Here is a 15,834-nt window from a genome sequence, read left to right on the forward strand (position 1 = left end):
TCAGGCGTCCTTCCGGGCATCGGCGGCGAATTCGGAGGCATGGCGGGTGGCCATCCGCTCGTAGTCGGTCCAGCGGCGCTCCACCTGCTCCTGGGCCAGCTCCAACAGGCGCTCGGCCTCGTCGGGGTCGGCATTGAAGAGCATCTTGAAGCGCAATTCCTTGGAGTGGTACTCCTTCAGCGTGAACCGCGGGCGGGGGGAGTCCAGCAGGAAGGGGTTGCCACCCTCGTTGCGGACCACCGGGTTGTAGCGCATCAACGGCCAGTGGCCGGAGTTGACGGCCATGTACTGCTGGTCCAGACCCTTGCGGATGTCGATGCCGTGGGCGATGCAGTGGCTGTAGGCGATGATCAGGCTGGGGCCGTCATAGGCCTCCGCCTCCCGGAATGCCTTCAGCGTCTGCTGCGGATCCGCGCCCATCGCCACCCGAGCGACGTAGACATTGCCGTAGGCGATGGCCTGCATGGCCATGTCCTTCTTGTTGGTGACCTTGCCGCCGGAGGCGAACTTGGCCACCGCGCCCATCGGGGTGGACTTGGAGGACTGGCCGCCGGTGTTGGAGTAGACCTCGGTGTCCAGCACCAGGACGTTGACATTGCGTCCCGACGCCAGCACATGGTCCACGCCCGAGGAGCCGATGTCATAGGCCCAGCCGTCGCCACCGACGATCCACACCGAGCGGCGCAGCAGGTGGTCGGCGACGCTGGCAAGATCAGCAACCTTGGGTCCGCTCATCGCCGCCAGCTTCTCCTGCAGCCGCTGCAGCCGCTCCGCCTGTCGAGCAAGATCAATCTCCTGTAGCTGCGGGGCGTTCAGCAGACCGTCCACCAGCTCGTCGTCGGCCAGCTCGGAACGCAGCTCCTCCAGCCGGGTCCGGGCCAGATTGGTGTGGAAGTCGGCCGCCAGTCGCAGGCCCAGGCCGAACTCGGCATTGTCCTCGAACAGCGAGTTGGACCAGGCCGGCCCACGGCCCTGGGCATTCTTGGCCCACGGGGTGGTCGGCAGGTTTCCGCCATAGATCGAGCTGCAGCCGGTGGCATTGGCCACGCTGGTCCGGTCACCGAAGAGCTGGGTGAGCAGCTTCAGGTAGGGCGTCTCGCCGCAGCCGGAGCAGGCGCCGGAGAACTCGAACAGCGGCTCCAGGAACTGGGTGCCGCGCACGGTGCCGAAGTCCACCCGGGAGCGGTCGTTGACCGGGATGGTCTCGAAGAAGTCGACATTCTTCTTCTGCTCCGTGCGGTCCAGCACCGGCGCCAGGTTGATCGCCTTGCGGTTGGGCTGGCCGATCGGGGTGACCGGGCAGGCCTCCACACACAGGCCGCAGCCGGTGCAGTCCTCGGCGTAGACCTGCAGGGTGTAGCGGGTGTCCGGCAGGCCGGCCGCGTCCAGCTCGACGGTCTCGAAGCCGTCGGGCTTGCCCTCCAGCTCGTCGGGACCGTAGTACTTGGCGCGCAGCACGGCGTGCGGGCAGACGAAGGAACAGTTGCCGCACTGGATGCAGGCCTCCGGGTCCCAGACGGCAATCAGGTCGGAGATGTTGCGCTTCTCATACTTGGTGGTGCCCGACGGGTAGGAGCCGTCCACCGGCAGGGCCGAGACCGGCAGATCATCGCCGCGGCCGGCCAGCATGGGGGCGGTCACCTGCTGCACGAACTTGGGCGCGTGCTCCGGCACCGGTGCCAGCAGCCCGTGCTCGGAGGTGGCCCGGCCGGGAACCTCCAGGTGGTGCAGGTGCTCGATGGACTTGTCCACGGCCTTGTGGTTCTTGGCGACGATCTCCATCGACTTCTTGGAGTAGGTCTTGGTGATCGCCTTCTTGATCTTCTCGATCGCCAGCTCCCGGGGCAGCACTCCGGAGATGGCGAAGAAGCCGGTCTGCAGCACGGTGTTGGTGCGGCCGCCCAGCCCGGCGTCGCGGGCCACGGCATTGGCGTCGATCACGTAGACGTCGACACCAAGATCAATGATCTTGGTCTGCAGGGGTTCGGGCAGCTTGTCCCAGACCTCGTCCACCGGGTAGGGCGAATTGATCAACAGTGTGGTGCCCTGGCGGGCGAATTCCAGCACGTCCACCCGCTCCAGGATGGACCAGTGGTGGCAGCCGATGAAGCCAGCCTTGCTGACCAGGTAGGGCGCCTTGACCGGGTTCGGGCCGAAGCGCAGGTGGCTGACCGTCCGGGAGCCGGACTTCTTGGAGTCGTAGACGAAGTAGCCCTGGGCGAAGGTCTCGGGATCCGAGCCGAGGATCTTGATGGTGTTCTTGTTGGCGCCCACCGTGCCGTCGGATCCCAGACCGTAGAAGACCGCGCGCAGCGTGGCCGGGTCCTCGATGTCCAGCTCCGGGTCATAGGGCAGGCTGAGGTGGGAGACGTCGTCATTGATCCCGACGGTGAACCGCGGCCGGGGGTGCTCCAGACCCAGCTCGTCGTAGATCCCCACCACCATGCCGGGGGTGAACTCCTTCGAGGAGATGCCGTAGCGTCCGCCGATCACCAGCGGCATGGTCTGCCGCTGGCCGCGGCTGAGTGCCTCGCCCAGCGCGGTGACCACGTCCAGGAAGAGCGGCTCGCCACCGGCGCCCGGCTCCTTGGTGCGGTCCAGCACCGCGATCCGACGCACGCTGTCCGGGATCGCGGCCAGCAGCTGCGCGGTGGGGAAGGGGCGGTAGAGCCGGATCTGCAGCACGCCCACCTTGCGGCCCTGCTTGACCAGGTGGTCGACGGTCTCGCGCACCGTCTCGGCGCCCGAGCCCATCACGATCACCAGCTGCTCGGCCTCGGGGTCGCCGTAATACTCCACCAGGTGGTACTGCCGACCGGTGAGCTTGGCGAAGTTGTCCATCACCTTCTGGGTGACCGACGGGGCCCAGGTGTAGAAGGGGTTGGCGGTCTCCCGGGACTGGAAGTGGGTGTCCGGGTTCTGCGCCGTGCCGCGGATGAAGGGATTGGCCGGGCTCAGGGCCCGGGCGCGGTGCTCCTGCACCAGCTTCTCCGGCACCATGGCGCGCAGCACGTCGTCGCTCAGCCGTTCCAGGGTGTTCAGCTCGTGGCTGGTGCGGAAACCGTCGAAGAAGTGCACGAAGGGCAGCCGGGTGTGCATGGTGGCCACCTGGGAGACCAGCGCCATGTCATGCGCCTCCTGCACCGAGGCCGAGCTGAGCATGGCGACGCCGGTCTGGCGCACCGCCATCACGTCCTGGTGGTCACCGAAGATGCTCAGGCCCTGGGTGGCCAGGGAACGCGCGGCGACGTGGAAGACCGTGGAGGTCAGCTCGCCGGCGATCTTGTACATGTTGGGGATCATCAGCAGCAGGCCCTGGGAGGCGGTGAAGGTGGTGCACATGGCACCGCCCTGCAGGGCGCCGTGCATGGCGCCGGCGGCGCCACCCTCGGACTGCATCTCCACCACGGTGGGCACCTGGCCGAAGATGTTGGTCCGGCCGTGGCTGGCCCACTCGTCGGCCAGCTCCGCCATGGTGGAGGAAGGGGTGATCGGGTAGATGCTGCACAGCTCGTTCAGCCGGTAGGCGACGTCGACCGCCGCCTCATTGCCGTCGACGATCAGCCGCTCGCCGGGCTCCACCGGCGACGGGTCGTGGCCGCCGGGCATGCCATAGGGGGCGGTGACGCTCTCCGGCATCGGGGGGACGAAGGCGCCGATGCCGCTGCGCTGGTCCCGGACCGGCTCCTGGGGGAACAACTTGTAGGACTTCTGCTTGTGGATCATGCGTCAGTTCTCCGGAATCATCTCGATGGCGTGCACGGGGCACTGGTCGTAACACGTCGCGCAGCCGGTGCACTTGGAGTAGTCGAAGCGGTAGCGGTGGTCCTTGCCCAGCTTGATCACGGCATCCTCCGGGCAGGCGCCCAGACAGCCGTCGCACTCGAAGCAGTTGCCGCAGGACAGGCAGCGCTTGGCCTCGAACAGGGCCTGGTCCGGGGTGAGGCCGCCCACCACCTCGTCGAAGCTGCCGCGGGCATCCTCGGCCAGCTCCGGCTGTTCCCGACGGGTGTGACCCGCCCCGAAGTACCACAGGTGCAGGTCCTGGAAGCCGACCACGGGGTGCTTGATCTTGGGATCCCCGACGAACTGGTTCAGCCACAGGTCGATCTGCTTGGCGGCCTTCTTGCCGTGCCCGACGCCCACGGTGACGGTGCGCTCGCTGGGCACCGCGTCGCCGCCGGCGAAGATGCCGGGGACGTCGGTCATCAGGGTGTCCGGGTTGACGTTGACCACGTCGCCGTCGAAGGTCATCCCGGGGATGCCCTGCAGGAAGCGGGTGTCGGACTCCTGGCCGATCGCCAGGATCACGGTGTCGGCCTCCAGCTTCTCGAACCGGCCGGTGCCGCGGGCCTTGCCGTTCTCGTCCAGCTCCATGATCTCGACGGTCAGGTCTGCCTCGTCCATCGAGGAGATGGTGCGCAGCCAGTTCATCTTGACGCCCTCGCGCTCGGCCTCGCTGGCCTCCTCCTGGTGCGCGGGCATCTGCTCCTTGGTGCGACGGTAGACGATCACCGATTCCTCGGCGCCCAGCCGTCGCGCCACGCGGGCGGCGTCCATCGCGGTGTTGCCGGCGCCGTAGACCGCCACCTTGCGGCCGATCACCGGCCGCTCGCCGCTGGCCACATCCCGCAGGAAGCTGACCGCGTCCACCATCCGGGAGGCGTCCTGGTTGGGGATGTCCACCCGCTTGGACAGGTGCGCCCCGACGGCCACGAAGACCGCGTCGAAGCCGCCCTCGTTGCGTTCCTTCTCCAGGTCCTCCACGGTGTGGTTCAGGGTGATGGTCACGCCCATGTCGGTCAGGCGCTTGACCTCGGCGTCCAGCACATTGCGCGGCAGCCGGTATTCCGGGATGCCCCAGCGCATCATGCCGCCCGGCTTGTCCCCGGAGTCGCGGATCTCCACCTCGTGCCCCAGCCGGGTCAGGTGGTAGGCGGCGCTCAGCCCCGAGGGGCCGGCGCCAATGACCAGCACCTTGAATCCGGTGTTGTTGCGTGGCTTCTCGAAGGCCCAGCCCTTCTCGATCGCGGTGTCACCCAGGAAGCGCTCCACCGAGTGGATGCTGACCGAACCGTCCAGCTCCACCCGGTTGCAGACATTCTCACAGGGGTGGTAGCAGACCCGGCCGTGGATGGCGGGGAAGGGGTTGTCCCGGGTGAGCTGGCGCCAGGCGGCCTCCTCCTGACCGTGCTTGATCAGCCGCAGCCACTCCTGGATGTTCTCGCCCGCGGGGCAGCCGGCATTGCAGGGCGGCAGCAGATCGACGTAGACGGGCATCCGGGTGCGCACCGGGCCGACGCGGCCGGCAGCGCTGGCCAAGTCCGGGAGCTGCGTGATGTCGCGCGCGGCGCTCTCGCCCTGGGGATCGGTTACTGGCTGGGTCATGCGTGAATCCCTTCCGCGGGGGACGCCACCGGTTGCGTCCACTACAGGCGATAGTAACCGCCGATTCCGGAGGAATTGGGCTAAGGGTTGCCTTACCCGGGGCGACGGGAGGGGCTCGGGAGCCGCCCGGCAGGCTCAGGCCTGCGCGTCCAGCGCGGCCTCCAGCCGGTCCAGCTTGGCCGTCATCTCCCCGGTGCGGCCCGGGCGGATGTCGGCCTTGAGCACCAGCGCCACCCGGCTGCCGTACTCGCCAACGGCCTCGGTGGCCCGCTTGACCACGTCCATCACCTCATCCCAGTCACCCTCAATGGTGGTGAACATGGAATCGGTGCGGTTGGGCAGGCCGGACTCACGCACGATCCGGACGGCGGCCGCGACGGCGTCGTGCACGGATGCGTCGGGATTCTCCCCGCCCTTGGGGCCGACGCCGGACGGGGCAACGCTGAAGGCTACGAGCATGCCCCGAGCCTATGCCCGACGGGATCCTCAGCCCCGCAGGCCCAGGATCCGGGCCCGCTCGATGGCCTCCTCCCGGTTGGCCACCCCCAGCTTCTTGTAGATCCGGCGCAGGTGGGTCTTCAGGGTGTTCAGGGAGATGAACAGCTGGTCCGCCGTCTCACCCAGGGTCCGGCTGGAATCCAGGCTGGCCAGCACGGTGCGCTCCGCCTCGGTCAGCGGGATCTTGGGGCGGCTGCCGGCAATCCGGGTGTGCCGCGCATTGGTGGCGTCCAGCCCCAGCCGGGCCGCCAGCACGCTGGCCCGTTGGAAGGCCTTGGTGGCCTCCTCCCGTCGGTGCAGCTGGTCCGCGGCGGTGCCGAAGACCATCAGCGCAAACAGGGTGTACTTGGCGTGGTCGTGCAATGGCCGGTTGCTGCCGGCCAGGGGCGCCAGCAGCTGATGGGCCTGCTCCGGCCGGCCCTGGGCCAGCGCCAGCCGGGCCTGCGGCACCACCAGGCTGGGCAGTCGCTCGCCCAGCGGCTGGGCCAGCAGGTCCGTCAGCTCCTGGCCGGCGGCGCCGAGGTCGTCGTCGGCCATGAAGGCATTGAAGGCCGCCATCCCGGTCACCAGTTGGTCCAGCGGGGAGGCCGGCGGGTGCGGCTGGTCCCGGTAGGCGTTGACGAGGTCCCGGGCGCGGCCGGGCTCGTCCCGGGCAATCTCATGGAGGGCCAGCACGTGGGTGCGGATCGCGTCGGTCTCCCGCGGGTGCCCGGTGCGAGCCTCCAGGCGGTCCACCCAGTGGCGGGCGGCGGCCAGGTTGCCGGTGTCGACGGCCACCAGCACCTTGGCCAGCAGCGCATACTCGGTGACTGCCTCGGTGGAGAAGTCCGTCTGTTCGCCGTGCTCCAGTGCCTCGTCGGCCAGCAGGGCCGCCTGGGCGGTGCTGCCCTGTTCGGCGTGGATGAAGGCCAGCGCGGACAGTGCGGTCACCAGCACCCAGGGCACCTGCACCACCCGGGCCAGGCCCAGCGCGGTGAGCAGCACGTCCTGGGCCTCCGCCATCCGGCAGTGGTGCAGCAACCACAGGCCACGCTCCAGCCGGACGGCGGCCAGCTGGGCCTGGTGCAGCTCGTGCAGGTCCTCGTCCTCCACCTGCTCGGCCAGGCGCATCGCGGAGCTCACGTCGATGTCGGCCGGGTAGCCGGCACGTCGCACGGTGCCCAGGGCCAGACAGACATGCCCCAGCCGCCCGGTCAGGTCCCCGGCCGACAGGCTGGGGCCCAGGGCCGCCACCTGGGCAATCATGGCGGCCGGGTTCACCAGCCCCGCGGAGACGGAGCGCACCGCGTCCATCTCCCAGCCGGGCGGGATCAGCTCGGTCAGCCGCGGCAGCGCCTCGTCCAGGCGGTCCCGGTGGAGGTTGACGGTGAGGAATTCCGCGGCCAGCTGCCAGGCCAGCGGCAGCATCCGCGCCTCGACGGCCAGTGCCACCGCGTCCAGGTAGCGGCCGCGGTTGCGCAACCACAGGGTCGCCCGTTCGGTCAGCCGTTCGCCGAGTTCCGGGTCCTCGCGGACCAGTCGACGGGTGAGGTGTTCCCGCAGCACGGGATTGAGCCGGATGGAGTTGTCCGCCCCCCAGGTGATCGGCAGCCCGTGGGACTGCAGCCGGGTGAGCTGGGCCGCGGCGTCGCCGCGGCCCGTCAGCCAGGTGGCCGCCAGCGGATCCAGCTCGGGCAGGGCTGCCAGCTGGTGCAGCAGTTCCAGGTCATCGTCGTCGAGGCCGGCCAGCACCTCGTCGCTGACATAGCTGTCCACCAGCCGGGTGATCCGGTCCGCGGCGGACCAGTCCAGCTCCTGCTGCGCCAGGATCCGCACGATCGCCGGCCACCCCCGGGTCATGGTCACGATGGTCTCCAGCGCCTGCTCGGACAGGTCCGGGCTGTGGGGGGCCAGCTCGTCGGCCACCTCCTGCCGGGTCCAGGCAAGCTGGCTGCCGTCCAGGTCCACCAGCTGGCCGCGGGCCGCCAACGAGCCCAGCGGAGCCTCCGGCCGGCGACGTCCGACGAACAGGATCCGCACCTGGGGATGGGCTTCGGACAGGGCCAGGGATCGGGTCACCGCCGTCGTGTCCGCCAGGATCTCCTCCCCGGCCAGCACCAGCACCAGCAGCCGCTCGTCGTCGCCCGCGGCCAGGGTCTCGGCGGCCGCATCCAGTTCCCGGGCCGAGCCGATGCAGCGGTGCCGGAGCTCCGGATGGGCGCCCAGCCAGGCCCGGACCAGGCTCTCCTTGCCGTGCCCGGCGGGTGCCGAGATCACCGCCACCCGTCCCGCCAGCAGCCGGTCGAGCTGACCGATCAGCCGGGCCGGTGCCGTGTCCGGCCGTGCACAGTGGACCTGTTCCACCTTTCCACCTCCCCCGAGAAGAAAAGAGCCACCGCAATGGTCAGTTCTGCTGACCCGATGGTGAAATCAGGCTAGTCGGGGGCATGGGCCATGTCACCCGTCAGATCATCCCGGGGGTGACCTCGATCTGAGCGGGGCCGCCGCCTCGGCGGAGATGCAGGATCTTGTTGCAGGACGAGACAACCGCGGGGTCATGGGTCACCACCAGAATCGGTGAATTTCCGCAGGTGCGCCACAGGTCGGCCATCAGGGCATCTGCAGTTTCACGATCAAGGTGTTCGGTGGGCTCGTCCAGCACCAGCACCTGGGTGTCGTCGGCCACCAGCACCCGGGCCAGCGCGATGCGCCGGATCTCGCCGCCGCTGAGGGTGGCGCCCCGCTCGCCCACCACTCGCGTGGGGTCCATCTCCAGACCGGCCCGACGCAGGGCGTCGGCCACCTGCTCGTCGCTGGCCTCCTTGTTGCCGATCCGGACATTCTCCGCCACGGTGGTGGCGAAGATGTGGGCATCCTGCGCCAGGTAGGCCACCGGGCCGCTGCTGGACACCTGGCCGGCCAGCGGCGGGATCAGCCCCATCACGGTGGCGGCCAGGGTGGTCTTGCCCACCCCGGAGGGGCCGGTCACGGCCAACCGGTCACCCGGACGCACCGTCAGGTCCAGATCGCTGACCAGGGCCTCACCGCCGGGCCAGCCGACGGTCACCCCGGTCAGCGTCAGGCCGGGATCCTCGGTCCGGGTGGCGGGGGGCCGGTCACCCCGGCCCACCGGCGGCTGGTGCAGCAGCTCGGCCACCCGGCCCAGGCTGGTGCGGGCACGGGTCCAGGTCTGGGCGGCCCTGGTGAAGCTGGTCAGCACCTCGTGCAGCGCCAGCGGGGTGAGCGCCAGCACGGCCAGGTCCCGGCCCAGCAGCCGCCCGTCGGCCACCGCGTGGGCGCCGATCCACAGCGCGCCCAGCACGGCCACGCCGGCGGCCAGCAGCTGCCCGGCGGTGGCGACGCCGCGGGTCCACGCCGCGCGCCGGTCCGCCCGCTCCAGGCGCCGCTGCACGGCGGCCTGGCGGGCCAACGCCTGCTCCTGCCGTCCGCAGGCCACCAGGTCCATCGCATGGTGGGAGAGCCGGTCCATGGCGACGGCGAGCTCGGCGCGGGCGGTGACCGCCTCGGCGTCCGCGGCGCGGCTGAGCCGCTGCGCCACCCAGGGCAGGCCGATCCCAGCCAGCAGGGCGCTGGTCAGCAGCACCGCGGCCGCCCCGGGGCTGAAGAGGGCCAGCATCACCGAGGTGCCCAGCATCACGATGCTGGCCGAGCACAATGGGATGGCCACCCGGACCACCACGTCCTGGATCGCCTCCACGTCGGCCACCAGCCGGGTCAGCAGGTCACCCCGGCTGCGGCCCAGCAGCGTGGTGCGGCTCAACCGGCGGTAGGCGTGCAGCCGCAGGGCCCCCTGCATCCGCAGCGCCAGGCCATGGCCCACCAGCCGTTCGGCGTAACGGGCGACGCCGCGCAGGATGCCGAAGAAGCGCACCCCGACGGCCGCCGCCTCCAGGTAGAGCACCGGCGGGTGCTCCGCGGCCCGGCTGAGCAGCCATGCCGAGACCCCCATCAGCGCCACCGAGGCGCCCGAGGCGAGGGTGGCCAGCAGCAGGGACAGGGCGAACCGCCACCGGCCGTGGGGCACGACGTCGAGCATCTGGCGCACCAACCTCATGCGGCACCCCCGAGCGTGACCACCCGGTCCGCCATCGCCAGCATGGCCGGCCGATGGCTCACCACCAGGGCGCCGGCGCCGCTGGCCCGCACGGCGTCGATCACGGCGGCCTCGGCGTCGGCATCCAACCCGGCGGTGGGCTCGTCCATCACCAGCAGCGAGGCCCCGTCGCGCAACCGCAGCAGGGCCCGGGCGATCGCCACCCGGCGTCGTTCCCCGGCCGAGAGGCCCTCGGCGTCGTCGCCCACCCGCCGGTCCAGCTCCAGGTCCGGGCCCCCGGCCAGGTCCAGCAGCTCCCGAAGCTCCACGCGGGAGACCTCCCGGGCGGCGCCCATGGCGATGTTGGCGGCGATGGACTCCTCCGGCATCCCGGGATCCTGGCTCACCCAGGCCAGGTCCCGGCGCCGCGCCCCGAGCACCCGGCCGGAGTCCGGGGCCACGAAACCCATCACCACCGCCAGCAGCGTGGACTTGCCGCCGCCCGAGGGGCCCTGCAGCGCGACGACCTCCCCCGGGGCGACGCCCAGGCTCACGTCGTCCAGCACCGGGCAGGGTGCCCCCGGCCAGGTCAGGGTGATGTGTTCCAGCACGATCCCCGGGCGGGCCGACGGGGGCCCGACGGGCTCGGCCGTCGGGTCCTGGGCCGCCGCGATGAACTCCAGCGCCTGGTTCGCGGCGGCCATCCCGTCGGTGGCGTCGTGGTAGTGGGTGCCCACCTGGCGCAGTGGCAGGTAGGCCTCCGGGGCCAGGATCAGCACGAACAGGGCGGTGCGCAGGTCCATCGTCGCGAAGACCACCCGGAAGCCCACCGTGACCGCCACCACCGCCACGCTCAGGGTGGCCAGCAGCTCCAGGGCAAAGGAACTGAGGAAGCTGACCCGCAGCGTCTTCATGGTCTCGTCCCGGTTGCGGCCCTCGGTGATCCGCAGGCCCTCCGCCTGGCCACTGGCCCGGCCGAAGACCTGCAGGGTGGCCAGGCCCGTCACCAGATCGGCGAAGTGGTTGGCCAGCCGGGTCTGCACCCGCCAGCGTCGCGCCACCTGCTGCTGGGTGGTCCAGCCGATCAGCGCCATGAAGACCGGGATCAGTGGCAGGGTGAGGGCGATGATCACCGCGCTGGCCACGTCCTGGGTGGCAATCACGCCGCCCACCACCAGCGGCACCACCACCGCCAGCACCAGTTGGGGCAGGTACTTGGAGTAGTAGCCGTCCAGGGCGTCCAGGCCCTGGGTGGCCAGCGTGGCCAGCGTCGACGAGCTGACCGTGGGGTCGGCCGGGCGGGCCAGCCGGGCGCGTGCCAGGTCCGTGCGCAGCCCCGCCTTCACCCGGGCCGACGCGTGGTGGGCCAGGCTCTCCGAGGCCCAGCCCAGCAGGGCCCGGACGACGAAGACCGCGGCCAGGGCCGCCAGCCAGCCCCGCGGCCCACCCAGACCGTCCAGCCGATGGGTGGCGAAGACCGCGGAGATGGCGTCGGCCAGCAGCCGGGCCTGCGCCACGATGGTGACGGCCTGCACCAGCCCCACCACGGCAAGGGCGACCAGGAAGATCCTGGTCGCCCTTCCTCGCCGCACCAGGCGGCTGTCGATGGGGCCTGCCACGCCGCCAGCCTAGGCGGGCAGGTTCTTGGTGCTGAGCCGCTTGCGGAAGACCCAGTAGCTCCAGGCCTGGTAGCCGAGCACCACGGGCACGGCGCAGGCCGCAGCGATGGTCATCAGCTTCAGCGTGTAGGGGGAGCTGGCGGCCGTCGTCATGTCCAGCGGCTTGGCGGCATCCAGGCTGATGAAGCCCAGGTTGCCGTACATCTTGGCGAAGATGTCCACCACCAGGAAGGCGATCGCCAGGCCGGTGAAGGTGAAGGCCCAGCCATCACGCTCCTTCTTGACCATCACGAAGGCAATCACCAGGTAGGCCGCGGCCATCAGCCCGAAGACCCAGCACAGCGCGGTCGCAGTGGTGCCCAGCCAGGAGGTCTCCCCGGCCGGCCACGCCACGTTCTGCCAGACCACGAAGGCGGCCATCAGCACGGCGCTGGCCAGGGTCGCCTTCAGGGCGAAGGCATTGGCCTTGATGCGGATCTCGCCCTTGGTCTTGAGGGCGATGAAGACGGCGCCGTGGGCCAGGAAGAGCACCACGAACAGCACGCCGCCCAGCAGGGCGAAGGGGCTGAACAGGCTCCAGAAGCCCTGGGCGATCAGCTGGTCCGAACCCACCCGGATGCCCTTGACGAAGTTGGCGAAGCCGACGCCGAAGACCAGCGAGGGCAGGAAGGAGCCGATGGTGGCGCACCAGTCCAGGCCGGACTTCCACTGCGCGCTGTCCCGCTTGGCCCGGTACTCGAAGGCGACGCCGCGCATGATCAGGCCGGCCAACACCAGGAAGAGCGGCAGGTACAGGCCGCTGAACAGCGACGCGTACCACCCGGGGAAGGCGGCGAACATGGCACCGCCGGCGGTCAGCAGCCACACCTCATTGCCGTCCCAGACCGGCCCGATGGTGTTGATCATCACCCGTCGGTCCTGGGGGTCACGGCCGAGGATCGGGAAGAGCATCGCGACGCCGTAGTCGAAGCCCTCCAGGAAGAGGTAGCCGAGCCAGAGCACGGCCGAGAGGAAGAACCAGACCATCTGCAGCGTGGTCGGCTGGGTCTGGAGCAGGGTCAGCATCTCAGGATCACTTTCCTCAGTACGCGAAGGACAAGGGGGCGTCCTCGTCCTCGATCAGCTCGACGGGGGCAACCTCGGGCAGCCCGGCCCGGTTCCACTTCAGGATCAACCCCAGCTCGACGACGGCCAGGATCCCGTAGATCAGGGTGAACAGCACCATGGTGGTGATCGCCTCGCCCTTGCTGACCGACGGGGAGACCGCGCTCCAGGTGGGCAGCACGCCGGCCACGATCCACGGCTGGCGGCCCATCTCGGTGAAGATCCACCCGAAGGAGTTGGCGAAGACGCTCAGGAAGGGCAGCACGCACATGGCCGTGGTCCACAAGGGGCTGGGCAGGGGGTTGCGGCCCTTGCGCAGGGCCCACAGGATCCACAGCGAGATCCCCATCCCGGCGAAGCCCAGGCCCATCATGATCCGGAAGGTCCAGTAGCTCATCATCACATTGGGCGCGGAGTTGACCGGCATGGTCTTCAGCACCTCGGCGTACTGCTTCTGCAGCTCGGTCTGGCTGCCGTCGTCGCGGATGAAGCCCTTGGCGGCGTACTGCTCGTTCAGGTCATTGATGCCCTGCACCTGGGAATCGAAGTTGCCGTGGGCCAGGAAGGCCAGCAGCTTGGGCACCTTCAGGGACCAGACCTCCTTGGAGCCATCCAAGGAGCCGACGGTGACGATGGAGAAGTCCGGGCTGTCCTCGGTCTCGTAATGGGCCTCGGCCGCGGCCATCTTCATCGGCTGGACGGTGGTCATCACCTTGCCCTGCAGGTCCCCGGAGCCCATCACGGCCAGCGAGGCCACCAGCAGCACCAGGGCGCCGAACTTGGTGGCCCAGCGCCAGGTGGTGAGGTCGCGTTCGATGTGCTCAGCCTTCACGACGGTGCCGGTGTAGTGCAGGTCCTGCCCCTCGGCGGCATTGCGACGGGCCTTGTGCAGCCGGGCCAGGTGCCAGCCGCCCAGCCCCGCAACCAGGCCGCCGCCCACCATGTAGGAGGCGCTGATCTGGTGCGGGAAGGTGACCAGGAAGACCGGGTTGGTCAGCACGGCGCCGAAGTCCACCAGCTCGGCCCGGCCATTGCGGTAGACGGCCCCGACAGGATTCTGCATCCAGCTGTTGGCGGCCAGGATGAACACGGCGCTCAGCATGGTGCCGATCGCGGCCAGGTAGATCGAGGCCAGGTGGATCTTCTTGGGCAGCCGGTCCCAGCCGAAGATCCACAGGCCAAGGAAGGTGGACTCCAGGAAGAAGGCCAGCAGGGCCTCCAGCGCCAGGGGCGCACCGAAGACGTCGCCCACGAAGCGGGAGTATTCGGACCAGTTCATCCCGAACTGGAACTCCTGCACGATGCCGGTCACCACGCCGGCCGCAAAATTGATCAGGAAGAGCTTTCCGAAGAATTTCGTCAAGCGGAGAAAGTTGTCATTCCCGGTGCGATACCAAATTGTTTGGAGCACCGCGACCAGCATCGACAGCGAAATGGTCAGCGGCACGAACAGGAAGTGGTAGACCGTGGTGATCCCGAATTGCCATCTGGCAATGACCTGAGCGTCCATGAGGCGGAGGTTACTACCAGTTGTCGTAGGTGGCCATTCGGGTTCTAGACTGCCCCCATGGCCATTCTGGGCGAACTCGAGACCCGAATCATGGAGAACCTTTGGCAGCAAGGGAAACCCGCGTCTGTCCGTGAGATCCATGAGAATTTGCTGAACGAGAAACCCTTGGCCTACACCACCGTGATGACGGTTCTTGACCGGTTGGCAAAAAAGGGCGTCGTGCACCGGGAGAGGTCGGGCCGGGCCTGGCTGTACACCCCCGCCCGCACCCGCGCCGAGCTGGTAGTCACGGCCCTCGTTGAGGCCCTGGCCGACGCGCGCGACGAGCAGGCCGACGCCCTGGCCGGCTTCGCGGGTGCCCTGACCGATTCCCAGCGCGCCCAGCTGCGACGCATCCTGGGCTGACTCAGGCCGACGGGAGGCTGCGGTAGCGCCCCCGCAGATGGTGCAGTGGTGCCGGGTCTGCCCCGGCGTGGGCCTCGTCGACGGTGAAGACCAGTTGGCGGGACCAGCCCAGGGTGGCGGCCGACTCCAGCGTGAGCAGCGCCCAGTTCTCGGCCCCGGCCAACCGCGGCCCGTGGGTGCTCTGTTCCCAGTCGGCCAGCCGGAAGGGCCCGCCGGGGGCGGGTGCCAGGCCGGCGAAGGCATCGGCCAGGTACTGCTGGCCGTCGCTCAGCAGGTGCAGGGCGCAGCGGGTGGTGCTCTCGGCCAGCTCGCACAGGTCACTGTCCGGATCCACCAGTGCCAGCACCCGCCACGGGTCGCCGTCGACGATCAGCGCCGCGCTCACCGTCCAGCCGGCGCGTTGGCCGGGCCCGCCCGCGGTGAGCAGGCAGACCCGCGAGCCCAGCCGGCCGCGGAGCTGGCGGGCGGCCTCGCGTCTGCCGTCGTCAAAGGGATGCTGGCTGTGGATGGTCATCCGGTGGTCCCGTTCTCCATGAGCCAAACCTTAATTCGTTTCTCATCCATTTCTCATGCAAGACTGGTGCCGCCTTCCCCGGACCGATTTGTCGCATCCCGAGAGAGACCACCCCCCGTGACCGCAGCCCAGCGCCCCGTCCTGCTCCGTTCCACCGTCGGCCTCCTGGCCAGCCTGACCCTGGCTGCCGGCCTCCAGTTGCCGGCCCAGGCCCCCGCCGAGGCGGCCCCCGCCGACATCACCCACGCCCAGCTCAAGGCCATGTTCGGTTCCCGGGTCTCCAAGCACCCGCGCGTCGCCCAGAATCTGGGCAGCCTCAATCGGGAGATGCGCGCGGCCGGGATCACCACCCCGCAGCGCCAGGCCGCCTTCCTGTCCACCTTGGTCAACGAGAGCCGGATGGACCCAGCCGCCAATGAGCGGGGCGTGCGGAGCCGGTACAAGGGCCGGGGCTACATCCAGCTGACCGGCGCCTGGAACTACCGCGCCGCCGGTCGGGAGATCGGGGTCAACCTCAGCCGCAACCCGGCCGCGGCCGCCTCGCCCCGCTACTCCGCCCGGATCGCCACCTGGTACTGGGCCGATCTGCGCCCCGGCAGCAACCGCGCCGCAGACCGGTTCGACATGGGCCGGATCAGCCGCAACGTCGGCTACGCGTACAGCGCCCGCGAGGATCGCGAGCGCTGCGCGGACTTCAAGCGGGCCTACAAGGTGCTCAGCGGCAAGAACGCGCCCCGCCAGACCGTCTGCGCGCGTCACTGAC

At 69.8% G+C, this 15,834-nt stretch carries 11 protein-coding genes; 2 read left to right on the top strand and 9 right to left on the bottom strand.

The window, feature by feature from the left end; genetic code table 11:
* The 8 genes from nifJ to AAEX60_RS02380 form a co-directional block, all read right to left on the bottom strand.
* On the bottom strand, nucleotides 1–3,609 hold the full coding sequence (nifJ, locus tag AAEX60_RS02345) for a pyruvate:ferredoxin (flavodoxin) oxidoreductase (RefSeq protein ID WP_342100951.1): 3,609 nt from the start codon (nucleotides 3,607–3,609) through the stop codon (nucleotides 1–3).
* Between the two features lie 120 nt (nucleotides 3,610–3,729).
* A complete protein-coding gene (locus AAEX60_RS02350; protein WP_342100887.1) occupies nucleotides 3,730–5,388 on the bottom strand; it encodes an NAD(P)-binding protein in 1,659 nt (552 codons plus the stop codon).
* Nucleotides 5,389–5,523: 135 nt separating this feature from the next.
* Complete coding sequence (locus AAEX60_RS02355) at nucleotides 5,524–5,847, bottom strand: thiamine-binding protein (RefSeq protein WP_342100890.1); 324 nt, start codon at nucleotides 5,845–5,847, stop codon at nucleotides 5,524–5,526.
* A gap of 27 nt (nucleotides 5,848–5,874) precedes the next feature.
* On the bottom strand, nucleotides 5,875–8,229 hold the full coding sequence (locus AAEX60_RS02360; RefSeq protein WP_342100892.1) for a LuxR C-terminal-related transcriptional regulator: 2,355 nt from the start codon (nucleotides 8,227–8,229) through the stop codon (nucleotides 5,875–5,877).
* Between the two features lie 100 nt (nucleotides 8,230–8,329).
* The gene (cydC, locus tag AAEX60_RS02365; RefSeq protein ID WP_342100894.1) at nucleotides 8,330–9,940 is read right to left on the bottom strand and encodes a thiol reductant ABC exporter subunit CydC; all 1,611 of its coding nucleotides are present in this window, start codon (nucleotides 9,938–9,940) and stop codon (nucleotides 8,330–8,332) included.
* On the bottom strand, nucleotides 9,937–11,466 hold the full coding sequence (gene cydD / locus AAEX60_RS02370) for a thiol reductant ABC exporter subunit CydD (RefSeq protein WP_446721236.1): 1,530 nt from the start codon (nucleotides 11,464–11,466) through the stop codon (nucleotides 9,937–9,939). Before cydD ends, cydC begins: the two co-directional genes overlap by 4 nt.
* 81 nt (nucleotides 11,467–11,547) lie before the next feature.
* Nucleotides 11,548–12,603, bottom strand: a complete 1,056-nt coding sequence (gene cydB, locus AAEX60_RS02375; protein WP_342100896.1) for a cytochrome d ubiquinol oxidase subunit II — start codon at nucleotides 12,601–12,603, stop codon at nucleotides 11,548–11,550.
* A gap of 16 nt (nucleotides 12,604–12,619) precedes the next feature.
* Entirely contained in the window at nucleotides 12,620–14,152 is a 1,533-nt protein-coding gene (locus tag AAEX60_RS02380) for a cytochrome ubiquinol oxidase subunit I (protein ID WP_342100898.1), read from the bottom strand.
* Between the two features lie 57 nt (nucleotides 14,153–14,209).
* Between AAEX60_RS02380 and AAEX60_RS02385 the strand changes: the two genes are divergently transcribed.
* A complete protein-coding gene (locus AAEX60_RS02385; RefSeq protein WP_342100900.1) occupies nucleotides 14,210–14,557 on the top strand; it encodes a BlaI/MecI/CopY family transcriptional regulator in 348 nt (115 codons plus the stop codon).
* A 1-nt stretch (nucleotide 14,558) separates the two neighbouring features.
* Here AAEX60_RS02385 and AAEX60_RS02390 read toward each other — a convergent pair whose 3' ends face one another.
* Nucleotides 14,559–15,071: a flavin reductase family protein gene (locus AAEX60_RS02390; protein ID WP_342100901.1), complete on the bottom strand. Its 513-nt coding sequence runs from the start codon at nucleotides 15,069–15,071 to the stop codon at nucleotides 14,559–14,561.
* A 117-nt stretch (nucleotides 15,072–15,188) separates the two neighbouring features.
* Here AAEX60_RS02390 and AAEX60_RS02395 point away from each other — a divergent pair, with 117 nt between their 5' ends.
* A complete protein-coding gene (locus AAEX60_RS02395; RefSeq protein ID WP_342100902.1) occupies nucleotides 15,189–15,833 on the top strand; it encodes a glycoside hydrolase family 19 protein in 645 nt (214 codons plus the stop codon).
* Nucleotide 15,834: the final 1 nt, after the last annotated feature.

Origin of the sequence: Luteococcus sp. H101 (assembly GCF_038433155.1) — a bacterium.
Taxonomy (GTDB): Bacteria; Actinomycetota; Actinomycetes; order Propionibacteriales; family Propionibacteriaceae; genus Luteococcus.